The organism is Agrobacterium sp. P15N1-A (genome assembly GCF_044626815.1).
Classification (GTDB): Bacteria; Pseudomonadota; Alphaproteobacteria; order Rhizobiales; family Rhizobiaceae; genus Agrobacterium; species Agrobacterium leguminum.
In genome coordinates this window covers 729,689-745,310 of record NZ_JBIUPF010000002.1, presented here as the reverse complement: position 1 = coordinate 745,310, position 15,622 = coordinate 729,689, and the positions used below count along the sequence as shown (strand labels likewise).

Sequence of the window (15,622 nt, the reverse complement as noted above, 5' to 3'; positions counted from 1 at the left end):
GGACGCTTGCTGATCAAAGAGGCGGGTTACTGCGAAGCAGCAACCTTGTCTTCCGCCTGCGGTGCGATGGTGGCGCCGGGGCGAATGCGCTGCAGGCCGTTGACGACGATCGTATCACCGGCGGCAAGGCCGCTTTCGATGATGCGCTGGCCATCGGCCGGTGCGCCCGGCTTGATCTGGCGGTAGCTCACCTTGTTTTCGGCATCGACCACGAAGACGAAGCGCTTGTCCTGATCCGTGCCGATGGCGCGGTCGCTGATGACGATGCGGTTTTCCGGCTTCGGTTCACCCATGCGCACCCGCACGAACTGGCCCGGAATGAGCCTGCCGTCCGGATTTTCGAAGACGGCGCGGACACCGATGGTGCCGCTGGCGGAATCCACCTGGTTGTCGATCAGGTGCAGCGTGCCCTTGATCGGCGTGCCTTCATCCGAAAGCGTACCGATTTCCACCGGGATCTGTTCGAGAGCCGGCAGGGCGCCATCCGTCTGCGGCAGTTCGGCAAGCGCCTTGGCCACCACGCCTTCGCTGGCGTTGAAGCTGGCATAGATCGGGTTGACCGATACCAATGTCGTCAGCGCCGGCGAGGTCGAGCCGGCGGCGACGAGGTTACCGGCGGTGATTTCGATGCGGCCGACGCGGCCGGAAACCGGGGCGAGGATTTCGGTGTAACCAAGATCGAGCTGCGCCGTGGTCAGTGCGGCGCGGGCGGCGCGAAGCTGGGCTTCGGCATCCGCAAACGAGCTTTGACGCTGGTCGAGATCGCTCTGGGAGATGGTGCGATTGTCGGAAAGCCTGCGGCCACGGTCGAGTTCCGTTTTCGCAAGGCTGACCTTGGCTTCAGCCGAAGCGACCTGGCCCTCAGCGCCGGCAACGGCGGCCTGATAGGGGGCGGGATCGATGGTGAAGAGAGGATCGCCTTCCTTCACCAGCGCGCCTTCGCGGAAATGCACGGCCTTGATCTGGCCGGCGACGCGGGAGCGGATCTGCACCCGGTCAACGGCTTCGAGACGGCCGGAAAACTCTTCCCAGCGCATGACGTCGCGGCTTTCCACCTTGGCGACGGTGACCGGGATTGCCGGCGTTTCGGCAGGCGTGGAGGCAGCCGTGGCGTTGCGGCTGGTGGGGAGGTCGAAAAACAGTGCTGCGGCTGCAACGGACATAGCAAGCCCGATACCGGCGCCCGTCAGGGCCCGGCGCTTTGTGTTCAGCGTCATGGGTGTCTCCTTCGCCCCCGATCGGGAGCAGGTCGTTCATAAATAAATGCGAATTTTCAGTGTTTTAACTGGTCAACGAAGGTCTTGAACTCCGAACAGACGGATGAGACCCATCCTCCGCCCTCTCCTTGATAAAGCCCCGTCCAGCCGACACCGGCGGGGAAAACATGCTGCCGGACGCAGACGCCTGAGGCGATGAGCCTGTCAGCATAACCGACCGTTTCGTCGCGCAGAGGGTCGTCCTCGGCGGTAAAGATCAGCGCCGGCGCCACCCGGTTCAGCCGCGTGCACTGGCAAGGCGCGGCATAGGGGTGGAAAAACCCGCACGCCTTGGCAAGGTAATGGCTCCAGCCATCGGCCCAGCGCTGGCGCATGCCGATCCTGTCCGCGTCGCGGAAGGATTCCGTCGTCATCATCGGGTCGATCATGGGCGACAGAAGAATCTGGCCTGCGAGTTTACCGGGCATGCGGTCACGGGCCTTCAAGGCAAGCCCCGCCGCCACATTGCCGCCAGCCTCTTCGCCGGCCACGAACAGCAGCGATTTCGCGCCGCCATAATGCTTGCGATCCCGGCTCAGATGATCGAGCGCCTCATAGGCGCAGTCGATGACCATCGGAAACTCGTTGCCGGACGGCTTGCTATAGTCGGCCTCCACGACCACTGCGCCGCTTTCCGCAAGCGCGCGGGCCACCGGAAGCTCGGGGCAATTGCCGCCCGGCTCGAGACCGGGTTCCAGAAACGATCCGCCGCGCAGATAAAGCACCACAGGCGGATGGCTGCAGAGGCAGGAACCTTCATAACGGCGCACGGAGAGCTTCGACGCGGACGTCTCGCTACCCATATTTTCCCAATGCGCGTTCATGAACCCAGATCCTTTGCGCCACCACTTAAAGCGTGTTGCGATCTTCTGGATAGCACCTGCGCTTTAAGTCTTTACCTTGCCGCATGTCGTCACCGCAAAACCGCCGCGCACTTTTGCGCGACATGCTCGAGACGGATCATATTGCAAAATCTGAAATCCATATTATTGTTCGGATCGAAACGATCAAGCATGAAAATTTGAAAACACTATTCCGAAATAACGGATAATCGTATCTCCGAGGCAGTGAATGGATCAGCTCTCCGCCATGCGGGTTTTTACGCGGGTCGTGGAAACCGGCAATTTCAGCCGCGCCGCCACCGCGCTGAACATGCCGAAAACCACGGTTACCAATATGGTGCAGGCGCTGGAGGCGCATTTGCACACCACACTTCTTAACCGCACCACGCGCCGGGTGATGCTAACAACGGACGGCGCTCTCTATTATGAGCGGGCCTCACAGATTTTATCGGAAATCGAAGAACTTGACGGCAGCATGTCCAGCGCGCAGGTGCAGCCATCCGGCCGGTTGCGGGTGGAAATGGCCGGTGTCTTCGCGGACCTGGTGGTTATCCCACATCTTTGCGAATTTTACCAGCGTTATCCGCAAATCCGTCTCGATCTCGGTGTCGGCGACCGTCTGGTCGATTATATCGCGGAGAATGTCGACTGTGCGCTGCGGGTCGGCGTGCTGCGCGATCAGTCGCTGATTGCCCGTAAAGTGGGCGAACTCCGGTTCGAGACATTCGCCTCGCCATCCTACATCGAAAATTTCGGCATGCCGCAAGAACCGGAGGATCTGGAGAAGGAGCATTATTCGGTGGGCTACCTCAATGCCACCACCGGCCAGATCATGCCGGCCTCCTTCGACAATGGCGTGCGCAGCGTCGAGTTGACCCCGAATTACGTTGTCTCGGTCAATGACAGCCGCACCTATCTCAATGCGGCGCTGGCCGGCATGGGCATCGTGCAGCTTCCCGTCTTCATGGTGAAGGATGCGCTTTCGCGGGGCGAGCTGGTGCCGGTGCTTTCCGAATGGCGGCGCGAGGCCATGCCGATCTATGTGGTCTATCCCCAGACCCGTCATGTAACCAACAAGGTCCGCGTTTTTGTCGACTGGCTGGCCAAGCTGGTGCACGGCCTGGTGTGAGGCGGCCAGTCACCGCCCGACCCTTGCTGCGACAAAATCGATGAAGGCGCGCACGCGGGCGGCCAGATGTTCGTGACCGGCATAAACCGCGTGGATCACCTCCATCTCCTCGGCATTATAGTCTTCCAGCACCGGCACGAGCAGGCCCGCCTCGATATCCGGCTCGATATGAAATTCGCCGACCCTTCCCAGCCCCAGGCCCGTCAGGCAGAGCCTTCGCATGGCCATGCCGCTGTTGACCGAGACGTTGCCCGTTACGGGCAGGCGGTAGACTTCCCCAGAGCCGAGGTTGCGAAACGGCCATTCGTTGAGGCTGCGGCTGAAATTGAAGCTGAAGCAATTGTGCCGCGCCAGATCCTGCGGTGTTTCCGGCATGCCGTGTTGTTCGATATAGGCCGGGGAGGCGACGATGACCCGGCGCACCTCTTTAAGCTTTCTCGCCTTCAGGGATGAATCTCCCATCGCGCCCGAGCGGATGGCGATATCGGTGCGTTCCTCGATCAGGCTGATGACGCCGTCGGTCAGCGAGATATCCAGCTCGATTTCCGGATAAAGCGACAAAAATTCCGGCGCAAGCGGCAGGAGATAACGTTCGCCGAAGCCCAGCGTGGCGTTGACGCGCAAAAGGCCGCGCGGCACCACCTTGCCGCCGCTCGCCACGATCTGCTCGGTCTCGGCTATGTCGGCGAGAATGCGCCTTGCCCGTGCAAGATAGACTTCGCCCTCCGGTGTGAGCGTGACAAGCCGGGTGGAGCGGGCAAGCAGCCGGGTGCCGAGGCGGTCTTCGATACGGGTGACGAGCTTGCTCACCGCCGAGGGTGAAAGCTTCAGCCTGCGCCCGGCGGCGGAAAAGCTGCCGAGCTCCGCCGCCGCCACGAAGACTTCCATTTCTCCGGCCCGATTGTCCATCGTCGCACCACCTGTGAAATCAATTCAAAGGTATTTATCCGACCTTACCGATTATCATGCAAGTCTCCTTCGCCCATATTGCGTCCATAGATTTGATCCAACCGGACGGCGTCGCTGTCCAGAACGCCCGCGATCCCGCTCCGGGCGAAGAGGTATTCGTCATGCCATTGGCCATATTTGCCCTGACGATCGCGGCCTATGCGATCGGCACCACGGAGTTCGTGATTGTCGGCCTTCTGCCGACGGTTGCCAACGATCTTCACATTACCCTGCCGCTTGCCGGCCTCATCGTCAGCGTTTATGCGCTGGGCGTCACCTTCGGTGCGCCGATCCTGACGGCGCTGACCGGCAGGATCGAAAGAAAGCCGCTGCTGCTCGGCCTGATGGCCCTGTTCATCATCGGCAACAGCGCTGCAGCCCTGTCGCCCAGCTATGAGATGCTGCTTGTCGCCCGCGTCATCGCCGCCTTCGCCCATGGCGTCTTCTTCTCGGTCGGCTCCACCATCGCCGCCGATCTCGTGCCGGAAAATCGCCGCGCCTCGGCCATCGCCATGATGTTCATGGGGCTCACGGTCGCCATCGTCACCGGCGTTCCGCTCGGCACCTATATCGGGCAGGTCTTCGGCTGGCGCGCGACCTTCTGGGTCGTTGCCGCCCTTGGCGTCATCGCCTTCTTCGGCATCGCAGCGCTTCTCCCGAACACCCTCAAGAAGGCGCCGCCGGCGAGCCTCTTCGATCAGGTCCGTGTTCTCGGCTCCGGTCGCCTGCTCATCGTTTTCGCCATGACCGCGCTCGGTTACGGCGGCACCTTTGTCGCCTTCACCTTCCTTGCGCCGATCCTGCAGGATGTCACCGGCTTTTCGGAAAAGAGCGTCAGCCTGATCCTCGTGCTTTATGGCATCGCCATTGCGGCCGGCAATATCGGCGGCGGCAGGATCGCCAACCATAACCCGGCAAGGGCGCTGATCGGCCTCTTCCTGGCGCAGGCCATCGTGCTGCTCGTCTTTTCCTTCACGGCCGTCTCGCCGGTGCTGACGCTCATCACGCTTGCCGCCCTCGGTTTCCTGTCCTTCGCCAATGTTCCCGGCCTGCAGCTTTATGTGGTGCAGCTTGCCAAGGAACATCGCCCCGGCGCCGTCGATGTCGCCTCGGCGCTCAACATCGCCGCCTTCAACCTCGGCATCGCCATAGGCGCATGGCTTGGCGGTCTGGTGGTGGAATCACCGATGGGGCTTGCCGCAACCCCGTGGGTCGGCGCCATTCTCGTCGCCGTGGCCCTGCTCTTGACCCTCTGGAGCAGCGCGCTCGACCGCCGCGCCGCGCTGACCCTGAAAACCGCCTGAACTTTCCATAAAATTCCCGGCCGCTCCCAAGTCGGCCGGGCCGCTTCAAAGGAGAAAATATATGTTTGATGTCACCGCAAATGGCGCTTCGATCCCGGCACTGGGTTTCGGCACGTTTCGTATTCCCGGTCCCGATGTGCTGCGCATCGTTCCCCATGCGCTGAAAGCCGGCTTCCGCCATATCGATACCGCCCAGATCTACGGCAACGAAGCGGAAGTTGGTGAAGCCATTGCTGCTTCGGGTGTGGCGCGCGGCGAAGTGTTTCTCACCACCAAGGTCTGGGTCGAGAACTACAGGCACGATGCCTTTCTCGCCTCCGTGGATGAGAGCCTGAAAAAGCTGAAGACCGATTATGTCGACCTGCTGCTGCTGCATTGGCCGAATGAGGCGGTTTCGCTTGCCGAACAGATCGGCGCGCTGAACGCGGTTAGGCAAGCCGGCAAGGTTCGTCATATCGGCGTTTCCAACTTCAGCACGGCGCTGATGGCCGAGGCGGTAAAGCTGTCCAGGGCCCCGATCGTGACCAACCAGATCGAATACCACCCCTATATCGATCAGGACGTGGTCATTGCCGCGGCAAAGGCCGCCGGCATGTCTGTGACGGGGTATTACGGCATGGCCGATGGCAAGGTCTTCACAGATCCGGTGCTGAAGGAAATCGCCGCAGGCCGTGGCAAGTCGGTGGCGCAGGTGGTGCTGCGCTGGCTCGTGCAGCAGCAGGGTGTCATCGCACTATCGAAAACGGTCAGCGAAGCGCGCGTCGATGAAAATCTCGCCATCTTTGATTTCGAGCTTTCCGCCGATGAAATGGCGGCGATCCGCGCGCTTGCCAGACCGGATGGCCGCATCGTTTCGCCGGAAGGGCTTGCACCCGTCTGGGATCAGGCCGCCTGAGAATGATGACCGGGGAGGGAACGCCCTTCCCGGTTTCCCCATGCATGGAATCCTCGCGCATTTCGCGCGGCACAGCCCATGGAAACGACGCGTCTCACATCGGGTGCAGTGAAGATTTATCTGCTGTTCTGGAAATTTGGAGCGGGCGAAGGGATTTGAACCCTCGACCCCAACCTTGGCAAGGTTGTGCTCTACCCCTGAGCTACACCCGCTCAAATCCACCGGTCCGGGGTAGTTCGCTGAACCGTGGGCCGCCAAGCGGCGACGGGTGCTATATCGCTCAATCGTTTTTGGAATGCAACAGTTTCTTTTGCGGTTTCGGTGGAAATCCGCCTGTGTGCGGATTTATCCGAAATCTAACGGCCATCGCGGGCTGAAGCGCAGGGAATTTCCGCTGAAGATATTGTTTCAGCTGGTTTTTATCTCCCTGTTCCGGGGTGGCGGCCGGCGGGAAGGCCAGAAAATAACCTATTTACATTTGGTTAAAATCTGATTCGACAAGTGATTCGTTCGGGTGTACAAATTCCCTGTCCACAAAAAAATCGAAACGATATTGGGAACGATACTTGGCATATCATCATCGGGAGGATGAGCCTTGTCGTACGCAGCTTTTGAACGGGTTGGCGCACAATTGTCGCCGGAGCAGATCACCGATCTGCAAACTATTTTCGATGGCGTATGTTTCGAATGCTTTCAAGACCGCAGCAGCCATGTTGCCAATGAGTGCGCGGCGGTTTTGATCCGTAGCGCCCAGCGCGGCATTCTCGACCATGAGATGTTGCGCGATATCGGTCTTGCGGTTTTACGTCGGCACTGATTGCGCCATATGACAATAAAAAAGCGCCCGAGCATCTCGGGCGCTTTCGTGTGTGTTGTAGCAGGAGCCGCTTCCGGCTTAGCTCTTTTCCTGCACATGCGCTTCAAGGAACCAGAGCGACTTGTCGAGATCGCGCGAGGCGGCGGTGAAGATGTCCGCCGTCGTCGGGTCGCCCGCCTCGTCGGAATCGTCGATCGCCTTGCGGATCATGTTCGCGACCTCGCCATAACGCTCGATCAGTTCGTCGAGATGGTCGTGGATCTTGTAGATATCGGTCGGATAGGCCTTGAGCTTCGTCGTCGAAGAGACCGATTGCAGGCTGCCGAGCGCGGTGCCGCCAAGCTGCACGACGCGTTCGGCAATCGTGTCGCCGTGATTGTCGAGCTGGGTGCGGAAAGTGTCGAGAAGTTCGTGGACGGCGATGAATTGCGGGCCTTTCAGGTTCCAGTGCGCCTGCTTGGTGATGAGCGCAAGGTCGATCACCGAGGCCAGCGATTCATTCAGAATGCCGATCACGGTCGATTTCGCGTTGGAAGGCAGATCGTTTTTCGTCTTGTGCGTCTTCATCGATGTCTCCTGAAGTTGCGGACGGAATGCCGCTTTGGAAAAGTCCGTCGTTTAACGTCCGGGCCTGAGGCCCTGTTCCATGTTAGGCAACATGACAGCGAAAATCCTGCACAATCATCATGTCATTCGTAAAACAGGCAGATGCGCCGGCCGTCTATCTCATTGACGCGGATCGGCATGTCGTAGATGTCCTTGAGGACGTCCGGCCGGATGATCTCTTCCGCCGGCCCCTGATGGCAGATGCGGCCCTCGCGCATGGCGATGATGGTGTCGGAATACCAGGAGGCGAAGTTGATATCGTGCAGCACCAGAACCACGGTCTTCTTCAGCTCGTCAGCGGCCTTGCGCATGATCTTCATCATGCTGGAAGCGTGTTTCATGTCGAGATTGTTGAGCGGCTCGTCGAGCAGCACGTAGTCAGTATCCTGGCACAGCACCATGGCCACGAAGGCGCGCTGGCGCTGGCCGCCGGAAAGCTCGTCCAGAAAGCGGCCGGCCAGCGGTTCGAGATTGAGATATTCCAGCGCCCGGTCGATATGGACCTTGTCCTCGATGGTGGGGCGGCCCTTGGAATAGGGGTAGCGGCCGAAACCGACGAGATCGCGCACCGTCAGGCGCGAGGAGATGTGGTTGTCCTGCCGCAATATGGAGAGCCGCTTGGCCAGCGTGTCGGAAGGGGTTTTCGTGACATCCAGACCGTCGACGGTCACGGTTCCGGCGTCCATCGACATCAGCCTTGCGACGATGGAGAGCAGCGTCGATTTTCCCGCACCGTTCGGCCCGATGATGGAGGTGACGCCGCCTGCCGGAATGGAGACGGAGACGCCATCGACGACGAGGCTGTCGCCATAGGATTTGCTGATCTGACTGGCGATGATCATCGCGCACCCCGCTTCAGAATAAGACCGATAAAGACGATACCGCCCAGAAATTCGATGATGATCGAGAGCGCCGTATCGAAGGCGAAGACCCGCTCCAGCACCACCTGACCGCCGACGAGGCAGATCACGGCGATGAGGATCGCCGCCGGTAGCACATAGGCGTGTTTGCCGTTGCCGGTGAGATAATGGGCAAGGGCCGCGACCAGCAGCCCGAAGAACATGACCGGGCCGACGAGCGCGGTGGAGACGGCGACCAGCACGGAGACCAGCACGAGGATGATGGTGACCGTACGCTTATATTCGACCCCGAGGCTGATGGCCGTTGCGCGGCCGAGCGAGAGGACGTCGAGCGTGTGCATGAGCCTGAGCCCGATGATGGTCACCACGCCGATGATGACGGCGGAGACGGCAAGAAGCGTCGGATCGATGGAATTGAAGCTGGCGAACAGCACATCCTGCAGCACCGTATATTCATTGGGGTCGAGCACGCGCTGCATGAAGCCCGAGAGGCTGCGGAAGAAGACGCCGAAGACGATGCCCACCAGCACCAGCAGATGCAGGCTGCGTTCCGCGCCGACGAAAAGCCAGCGATAGAGCAGGGCGGAAAAGGCGACGAGCAGCGCGGTCTCCGTGAGAAATTTCAGTTGCGGATCGATCAGGACGACGGTTGCCGAGCCGAAGACGAAGATCAGCCCGGTCTGCATCAACACGTAAAGCGAATCGAAACCCATCACCGAAGGGGTGAGGATGCGGTTGTTGGTGACCGTCTGGAACAGCACGGTGGAGACCGCGATGGCATAGGCCACCAGCAGCAGCGACAGAAGTTTGATGCCGCGAAACGGCAGCACGAAGCTCCAGCTCCCCTTGGCGCCCAGCGTCATGAAGGCGGCCATGGAGATGAGTGCGAATGCTGCAAGCACGAGCAGAACGGTTTTTGCACGCCGGTCGGGATGTCTCTCACGCATGGTGGCGTTTCCGCAGCAGAAGATAGAGGAACAGCGCGCTGCCAATGACGCCGACCACGGTTCCGATGGGTATTTCGTAAGGCGCACGCACGGTCCGGCCGATGATGTCGCAGGAAAGCACAAAGACCGCGCCGAGCGTCGCCACCCAGGGCACCGAGCGGCGCATATTGTCGCCGATCATCAGGCTGACGACATTCGGCACGATCAGCCCGAGAAAGGGGATCATGCCGACGGTGACGACGACGACCGCGCTCACTAGCGAAACGATGGTGAGGCCGAGCGCCATGACCCGGCGATAGTTCAGACCGAGATTGGTGGTGAAGTCGCGGCCCATGCCGGCCACGGTGAAGCGGTCTGCGGCGAGATAGGCGGCGATGGCGAAAAGGAAGCCGACCCACAGCAATTCATAACGGCCGCGCAGCACCCCGGAAAAATCTCCCGTCATCCATGCGCCGAGCGATTGCAAGAGGTCGAAACGATAGGCGAAGAAGGTGGTGACGGCGGAGATGACGCCGCCCAGCATGATGCCGATCAGCGGCACCAGCAGCACGTCGCGCAGCGGCACCTGCCTCAGGATACGCAGGAACAGCGCAGTGCCGGCGAGCGCGAAAACGGCGGCCACCAGCATCTTGCCGAAGATCGGCGTATCCGGCGCCAGCAGGGTGATGGTGAGCAGGCCAAGGCCGGCGGATTCGGTGGTGCCCGCCGTCGAAGGTTCCACGAAGCGGTTACGCACCAGCATCTGCATGATGAGCCCGGCAATCGCCATCGAGCTTCCGGCCAATATCAGCGCCAGCGTGCGCGGAATGCGGCTGACGAGCAGCACGCGCAGCGCGTCCGCGCTGGTATCAGGCGAAAAGAGCGTGGCGAGCGAGACATTGCTGACGCCGACGAACAGGCTGGTGATGGCGAGCACCAGAGCCAGAAGAAGGGCAAGGATGAGGGACAGAGATTTCACTTCGGCGATTTTTCGAAAATGATGAAAGCTCCCGGCGACCCCGCAGGTTACGGAGAGGCTACAAGCTTCTCTCCGTCATCCTCGGTCCCCGGAACAAGCCCGAGGATGTCCCGAGGATCTGCAACCTATTGATTTTACGATACCTTGGTAGATCCTCGGGTCAAGCCCGAGGATGACGTCGAGTATGGAGCAGCCTTCAGAAGCGGATGCCTAGAGGCTTTTACGATTTCTTCTCCGAGACGGCCTTGTAGACCTGATCGAGCAGGGTGGAGAGCGCCGTATAACCGCTGCTGACGATATAGGCCGCCTGCGGGTCGAGATAAACGATCTGCTTTTTCTTCCAGGCATTGGTCTGGTGCACCAGCTCGTTGTCCAGCACCTGGGCTGCCGCCTTGCCGGGATCGGTGGCGCGGCCGATGCCGGCGTCGCGGTCGATCACGAACAGCCATTCGGGGTTGACCTCGGCCAGATATTCGAAGGAGACGACATCGCCGCGGTCGAAGCGGTCGTCGATGTCGGCTGCGACCGGCTTGAAGCCGATTTCGGTGTGCAGCCAGCCGGTGCGCGAGCTCGGGCCATAAACGCCGACCTTGCCGGCATTGGTGACGAGGATCATCGCCGTGCCGGAATTGGGTGCGATTTCCTTCAGCTTGGCCACTTTTTCATCGATGGCGGCATCAAGCTTCTTGGCTTCTTCCTGCTTGCCGAAGATATCGCCGAGCTTGGTGATATTGGCTTTGACGCTGCCGATGAATTCCTTGGAATCCACCGACATGTCGATGGCGGGCGTGATCTTCGCAACGTCCGGATATTTCGCCCGCGAACGGCCGCCGACGATGACGAGATCGGCCTCGGCCGCATTGATAGCCTCATAATCGGGCTCAAACAGCGTGCCGACCTTCAGATATTTGCCGTCGGCATATTTCTGCAGATAGGTGGGCAGGTTGGAGCCGACGACACCGGCGGGCTCGACGCCGAGCGCATCGAGATTGTCGAGCGAGGGAATATCGAGAACCAGAACCTTCTTCGGCACCGCCTTCAGCACGGTCTCGCCCTGCGCATGCTTGATCGTCATTTCTTCGGCACTTGCCGTCATTGCGCCAAGGCTGAAGGCCGCTGCCGCCAGCAGCCGAAGGGGGAAGGTGAAGTTGATGGCCACTTATATGTCCCTTGCACTATGTTCCGGGCCGGTGGAAACGATCCCACCGGGTTAACTTGATGTTGGCGATCAGCTTTATTGGCAAGGTCGGCGGAAATCAAAATTATGTTTTAGAACGGTTCTGAATTGCCGTGAGCGGGAAAGGGGAGCCGCGCATAGCAAGACTCGTTGTGATCGCCGGACCCAGGACGCAGCCTAGCCACGACATCCGTCATGCCGGATCAAGTCCGGCATGACGGCAAGATTGGTCAGTCGTAGTAGAAGCGGGAACCACATCAAGGCCCATATCTTCCATCAATCCGGCGGCCAGTCGCCGACGATTTCGCGTCTCTCCAGTTTAAGGGAGCGGTCCGGTTGCACGCGGTAGGTCTCGATCGCCAGCCGCCCGTCGCCCATCACGAATTCATTGCTGAGGGTGCTGCCGATGGGGGATTTTGTGAGTTTGGTGCGAGGCTGTCCGCCATAGGTGATGCTGCCGGGAATGGGCTCGACATCGGGGGCGGTGGTGCAGCCGGCAAGCGCCAGAACCATCATGATCGCAATCATGCGCATGTCTTTCTCCTGCGTTTGGAGCGGAATCATATCATGGCCGCGCCTGTGCCACACATCCCGTTGGCGTGAATAAAAAAGGCCCCGTATCCGGAGATACGGGGCCAGTTGCCTTGGGAGGTTCTTTGTTTCTCAGTCCTCGTTGGCGGCAAGCTGCGTCAGCACCTCGCCACGGCCGCGGATACGCATGATAAGCGGGATGATGAAGGCGGCGGCTGCCACGATGAAGAGGCCAACGGCAATCGGCGAGGTGAACAGCACCGTCGGATCGCCCTGACCGATGGCGAGCGCGCGGCGCAGCTGCTGTTCGGCGAGCGGGCCGAGGATGAGGCCGACGACCGCAGGCGCAATCGGATAACCGAAGATGCGCATGATATAGCCGAGGATACCGAAGGCGAGCAGCATGCCGAGTTCGAAGACCGACGGGTTGGCGCCGATGGTGCCGAGCGTCGCAAACAGCAGGATGCCGGCATAAAGCCAGGGCTTCGGAATGGTCAGCAGCTTCACCCAGAGGCCGACGAGCGGCAGGTTGAGCACCAGCAGCATCAGGTTGGCGATGAACAGGCTGGCGATCAGGCCCCAGACGAGCTGCGGATTGGTGGCGAACAGCAGCGGGCCGGGCTGAAGGCCATATTGCTGGAAGCCGGCGAGCATGATGGCGGCGGTCGCCGTCGTCGGCAGGCCGAGCGTCAGCAGTGGCACCAGCGTGCCGGCGGCAGACGCATTGTTGGCGGCTTCCGGACCGGCCACGCCTTCGATGGCGCCATGACCGAATTCTTCCGGATATTTGGTCAGCTTCTTTTCGGTGGCATAGGACAGGAAGGTGCCGATTTCAGCACCACCCGCCGGCATGGCGCCGATGGGGAAGCCGATCAGCGTGCCGCGCAGCCAGGCTTTCCAGGAGCGTGCCCAGTCCTGCGCGCTCATCCAGACCGAGCCCTTGACGGCCTCGACCTTGTCGGGGCCAGTGCTGCCCTGAGCGACGATGAACAGCGTTTCGCCGATGGCGAACATGGCGACCGCAAGCGTCGTCACCTCCACACCGTCGAGCAGGTCGGGAATGCCGAAGCTCATGCGGGTCTGGCCGGTCAGCTGGTCGATGCCGACGATGGCAAGCGCAAAACCGATGAACAGCGAGGTGAGGCCGCGCAATGCCGAATCCCCGAAAGCGGAGGAAACGGTGACGAAGGCGAGCACCATCAGCGCGAAATATTCACGCGGGCCGAAGACCAGCGCCAGCTTGACGATATAGGGTGCGATGAAGGCGAGAGCGATGGTGGCGATGAGGCCGGCGACGAAGGAGCCGATGGCGGCGGTGGCCAGCGCCGGGCCGCCTCTGCCCTTGCGGGCCATCTTGTTGCCTTCGAGCGCGGTCACGATCGAGGCGCTTTCGCCCGGCGTGTTGAGCAGGATCGAGGTGGTCGAGCCGCCATACATGCCGCCGTAATAGATGCCGGCGAACATGATGAGCGAGCCGGCGGGGTCAAGCCTGTAGGTGACGGGCAGAAGCAGCGCCACGGTCAGCGCAGGCCCGATGCCGGGCAGAACGCCGACGGCGGTGCCGAGCGTGACGCCGATCAGCGCATAGAGCAGGTTCATGGGTTGGGCGGCAACCTCAAGACCGTGCAGCAGGAATTCAAAGGTACTCATGGACAGATGTCCCCCAAGTGGACCCGATGGGCGGGCGGAACGGCTGGCATATGCGTCATTGCGCGCCTGCGGTTTCCTGTGATCTCGAATTTGGTCGGAATGGCTGTTAGAACAACAGCCGTTCCAGAGGCCCGGCGGGCAGCGAAAGCTGCAGCAGCCGCGCGAAGATGAACCAGATGAAGAAGCTCAGGGCGATGCCGATGGGGATCGAATACCAGAGCTTGCGTTTGCCGAAGGCGCGCGCCGTAAAGGCGAAAAGCAGGCCGGTGGCAATGGAAAAACCCGCGACGTTGAGCAGCAACATCTGCGCGGCAAGGCCGGCGACGACCCAGATAACCGGGGCGATTTCCTGTTTGTCGCGTTCGGGAAAATCACCGCGCCAGGCCTCGATGGCCGTCCACAGCGCCAGGCCGATAAGACAGAAGCCGATGGCATAGGGCACCGTTGCCGGGCCGACCGGCGAATAACCGGTGACGCTGGCGAGACGGGCGCTATCCCAGAAGATCACGCAGGCGATGATGACGAGGAAGATGGCGATCGCCAGCGCCGCCCAGTCAGGGCGGCGCTTTTGATGCTGCGAAGGGTTGGAACCCTGGCTCATTTTACCAGTCCGATGTCTTTGAGGATGGCGGCGGTGGCGTCGGTATCCTTGGCGAGCTGCGCCTTGAATTCGTCACCGGCGAGATAGGTGTCCATCCAGCTCTTGGTCTTCAGGGTTTCCTGCCACTTGGCGGACTTCACCAGCTTTTCGATGTCGGCATTGACGGCCTTTTCCTGCTCCGGCGTCAGGCCGGGAGGAGCGGCGACCATGCGCCAGTTCTGGACGACGACATCAAGGCCGCTTTCTTTCAGCGTCGGCGCATCGACGCCTTCCAGCTTCTCTTCGCTGGAAACCGCGAGCAGGCGCAGCGTGCCGGCCTTTACCTGGCTTTCGAATTCGCCGTAGCTCGAAATACCGGCGGTTACCTGCGAACCGAGGATCGAGGCAAGCGCTTCGCCGCCGCCGGAATAAGCGATGTAGTTGATCTTGGTCGGATCGACGCCGGCCGCCTTGGCGATCAGGCCAACGGCGATATGGTCGGTGCCGCCGGCGGAGCCGCCGCCCCAGGAAACGCTGCCCGGATCCTTCTTGAGCTGGTCGATGAGGTCGCCAATGGTCTTCAGCGGCGAAGATGCCGGAACGACGATGGCTTCATATTCGCCGGTCAGACGGGCGATCGGCGTTACTTCCTTAAGCGTGACGGGCGCGTTGTTGGTGAGGATCGCACCGACCATGACGTAACCGCCGACGATGAGGGCGTTCGGGTTGCCCTTCTGCTGGCTGGCGAACTGCGCAAGACCGATGGTGCCGCCGGCGCCCGGTACGTTCTGCACCTGAACGCTCTTGGAAATGCCTTCTTCCTGCAGCACGGTCTGCAGGGAACGCGCGGTCTGGTCCCAGCCGCCGCCGGGATTGGCCGGGGCGATGATGGTGTAATCCGCTGCAACCGCCGGAAGCGCGATCACGCCCGCCAGGAATGTGCCGATAAGAAAATGCTTCACTTGGAAAACCCTCCTCAGGATGCCCTTTTGGGCGTCGTTTTTCGTTTATGCGGAAGGGGGCTTCAGGGCGCATCTGTGCCGGCGCTGAATGCTCAGCGTGGGGCCTTGGCAATCCTCAAGATTTCCTCCCGCATCTTCTTCCGCCTCCACGGAATGAAGA

16 protein-coding genes and 1 tRNA gene are annotated in these 15,622 nt (G+C 61.0%); 4 read left to right on the top strand and 13 right to left on the bottom strand.

The features are described from left to right. Positions 1-26 precede the first annotated feature (26 nt). Positions 27-1,217, bottom strand: a complete 1,191-nt coding sequence (locus ACIK7D_RS11605; RefSeq protein ID WP_080850934.1) for an efflux RND transporter periplasmic adaptor subunit — start codon at positions 1,215-1,217, stop codon at positions 27-29. A gap of 56 nt (positions 1,218-1,273) precedes the next feature. After that, the gene (locus ACIK7D_RS11600; RefSeq protein WP_080815883.1) at positions 1,274-2,080 is read right to left on the bottom strand and encodes an alpha/beta hydrolase fold domain-containing protein; all 807 of its coding nucleotides are present in this window, start codon (positions 2,078-2,080) and stop codon (positions 1,274-1,276) included. Between the two features lie 247 nt (positions 2,081-2,327). Between ACIK7D_RS11600 and ACIK7D_RS11595 the strand changes: the two genes are divergently transcribed. After that, positions 2,328-3,227, top strand: coding sequence for a LysR family transcriptional regulator (locus tag ACIK7D_RS11595; RefSeq protein ID WP_003522616.1), 900 nt, complete (start codon positions 2,328-2,330; stop codon positions 3,225-3,227). A gap of 9 nt (positions 3,228-3,236) precedes the next feature. Here the strand turns inward: ACIK7D_RS11595 and ACIK7D_RS11590 are convergent, their stop codons facing one another. Then, positions 3,237-4,136 carry a LysR family transcriptional regulator gene (locus tag ACIK7D_RS11590; RefSeq protein WP_400156344.1) on the bottom strand — a complete coding sequence of 300 codons (900 nt, stop codon included), beginning with the start codon at positions 4,134-4,136 and terminating at the stop codon, positions 3,237-3,239. Between the two features lie 161 nt (positions 4,137-4,297). On the opposite strand from ACIK7D_RS11590, the gene ACIK7D_RS11585 reads away from it, so the two are divergent. Next, complete coding sequence (locus ACIK7D_RS11585; RefSeq protein WP_400156343.1) at positions 4,298-5,479, top strand: MFS transporter; 1,182 nt, start codon at positions 4,298-4,300, stop codon at positions 5,477-5,479. 61 nt (positions 5,480-5,540) lie between these two features. Continuing rightward, complete coding sequence (locus ACIK7D_RS11580; protein WP_400156342.1) at positions 5,541-6,374, top strand: aldo/keto reductase; 834 nt, start codon at positions 5,541-5,543, stop codon at positions 6,372-6,374. 137 nt (positions 6,375-6,511) lie between these two features. Here ACIK7D_RS11580 and ACIK7D_RS11575 read toward each other — a convergent pair. Continuing rightward, positions 6,512-6,586: transfer RNA gene (locus tag ACIK7D_RS11575), tRNA-Gly, on the bottom strand. Between the two features lie 383 nt (positions 6,587-6,969). Here ACIK7D_RS11575 and ACIK7D_RS11570 point away from each other — a divergent pair. Then, positions 6,970-7,191 carry a hypothetical protein gene (locus ACIK7D_RS11570; RefSeq protein ID WP_003522612.1) on the top strand — a complete coding sequence of 74 codons (222 nt, stop codon included), beginning with the start codon at positions 6,970-6,972 and terminating at the stop codon, positions 7,189-7,191. Positions 7,192-7,269: 78 nt separating this feature from the next. On the opposite strand, the gene dps is transcribed toward ACIK7D_RS11570, so the two are convergent. The 9 genes from dps to ACIK7D_RS11525 form a co-directional block, all read right to left on the bottom strand. Continuing rightward, positions 7,270-7,758: a DNA starvation/stationary phase protection protein Dps gene (dps, locus tag ACIK7D_RS11565; protein WP_003522611.1), complete on the bottom strand. Its 489-nt coding sequence runs from the start codon at positions 7,756-7,758 to the stop codon at positions 7,270-7,272. 122 nt (positions 7,759-7,880) lie between these two features. After that, entirely contained in the window at positions 7,881-8,639 is a 759-nt protein-coding gene (locus ACIK7D_RS11560) for an ABC transporter ATP-binding protein (protein ID WP_400156341.1), read from the bottom strand. Continuing rightward, positions 8,636-9,604 carry an iron chelate uptake ABC transporter family permease subunit gene (locus ACIK7D_RS11555; RefSeq protein WP_137003960.1) on the bottom strand — a complete coding sequence of 323 codons (969 nt, stop codon included), beginning with the start codon at positions 9,602-9,604 and terminating at the stop codon, positions 8,636-8,638. Before ACIK7D_RS11555 ends, ACIK7D_RS11560 begins: the two co-directional genes overlap by 4 nt. Next, entirely contained in the window at positions 9,597-10,562 is a 966-nt protein-coding gene (locus tag ACIK7D_RS11550) for an ABC transporter permease (protein WP_400156340.1), read from the bottom strand. Before ACIK7D_RS11550 ends, ACIK7D_RS11555 begins: the two co-directional genes overlap by 8 nt. A 220-nt stretch (positions 10,563-10,782) precedes the next feature. Beyond that, on the bottom strand, positions 10,783-11,721 hold the full coding sequence (locus ACIK7D_RS11545) for a siderophore ABC transporter substrate-binding protein (protein ID WP_400156339.1): 939 nt from the start codon (positions 11,719-11,721) through the stop codon (positions 10,783-10,785). 294 nt (positions 11,722-12,015) lie between these two features. Next, positions 12,016-12,273: a hypothetical protein gene (locus ACIK7D_RS11540; RefSeq protein WP_137003958.1), complete on the bottom strand. Its 258-nt coding sequence runs from the start codon at positions 12,271-12,273 to the stop codon at positions 12,016-12,018. Positions 12,274-12,402: 129 nt separating this feature from the next. After that, positions 12,403-13,920, bottom strand: a complete 1,518-nt coding sequence (locus ACIK7D_RS11535) for a tripartite tricarboxylate transporter permease (RefSeq protein WP_020809148.1) — start codon at positions 13,918-13,920, stop codon at positions 12,403-12,405. Positions 13,921-14,026: 106 nt separating this feature from the next. Next, positions 14,027-14,521 (bottom strand): tripartite tricarboxylate transporter TctB family protein, encoded by a 495-nt coding sequence (locus tag ACIK7D_RS11530; protein WP_065655556.1) that lies wholly within the window; start codon positions 14,519-14,521, stop codon positions 14,027-14,029. Beyond that, complete coding sequence (locus tag ACIK7D_RS11525) at positions 14,518-15,462, bottom strand: tripartite tricarboxylate transporter substrate binding protein (protein ID WP_078051664.1); 945 nt, start codon at positions 15,460-15,462, stop codon at positions 14,518-14,520. Before ACIK7D_RS11525 ends, ACIK7D_RS11530 begins: the two co-directional genes overlap by 4 nt. Positions 15,463-15,622 lie beyond the last annotated feature (160 nt).

What these genes read in the sequence shown, in the direction of transcription:
- ACIK7D_RS11605 (WP_080850934.1), bottom strand. Translation starts at nt 1,217, where the DNA reads ATGACGCTGAACACAAAGCGCCGGGCCCTGACGGGCGCCGGTATCGGG.
- ACIK7D_RS11600 (WP_080815883.1), bottom strand. Translation starts at nt 2,080, where the DNA reads ATGAACGCGCATTGGGAAAATATGGGTAGCGAGACGTCCGCGTCGAAG.
- ACIK7D_RS11595 (WP_003522616.1), top strand. Translation starts at nt 2,328, where the DNA reads ATGGATCAGCTCTCCGCCATGCGGGTTTTTACGCGGGTCGTGGAAACC.
- ACIK7D_RS11590 (WP_400156344.1), bottom strand. Translation starts at nt 4,136, where the DNA reads ATGGACAATCGGGCCGGAGAAATGGAAGTCTTCGTGGCGGCGGCGGAG.
- ACIK7D_RS11585 (WP_400156343.1), top strand. Translation starts at nt 4,298, where the DNA reads ATGCCATTGGCCATATTTGCCCTGACGATCGCGGCCTATGCGATCGGC.
- ACIK7D_RS11580 (WP_400156342.1), top strand. Translation starts at nt 5,541, where the DNA reads ATGTTTGATGTCACCGCAAATGGCGCTTCGATCCCGGCACTGGGTTTC.
- dps (WP_003522611.1), bottom strand. Translation starts at nt 7,758, where the DNA reads ATGAAGACGCACAAGACGAAAAACGATCTGCCTTCCAACGCGAAATCG.
- ACIK7D_RS11560 (WP_400156341.1), bottom strand. Translation starts at nt 8,639, where the DNA reads ATGATCATCGCCAGTCAGATCAGCAAATCCTATGGCGACAGCCTCGTC.
- ACIK7D_RS11555 (WP_137003960.1), bottom strand. Translation starts at nt 9,604, where the DNA reads ATGCGTGAGAGACATCCCGACCGGCGTGCAAAAACCGTTCTGCTCGTG.
- ACIK7D_RS11540 (WP_137003958.1), bottom strand. Translation starts at nt 12,273, where the DNA reads ATGCGCATGATTGCGATCATGATGGTTCTGGCGCTTGCCGGCTGCACC.
- ACIK7D_RS11535 (WP_020809148.1), bottom strand. Translation starts at nt 13,920, where the DNA reads ATGAGTACCTTTGAATTCCTGCTGCACGGTCTTGAGGTTGCCGCCCAA.
- ACIK7D_RS11530 (WP_065655556.1), bottom strand. Translation starts at nt 14,521, where the DNA reads ATGAGCCAGGGTTCCAACCCTTCGCAGCATCAAAAGCGCCGCCCTGAC.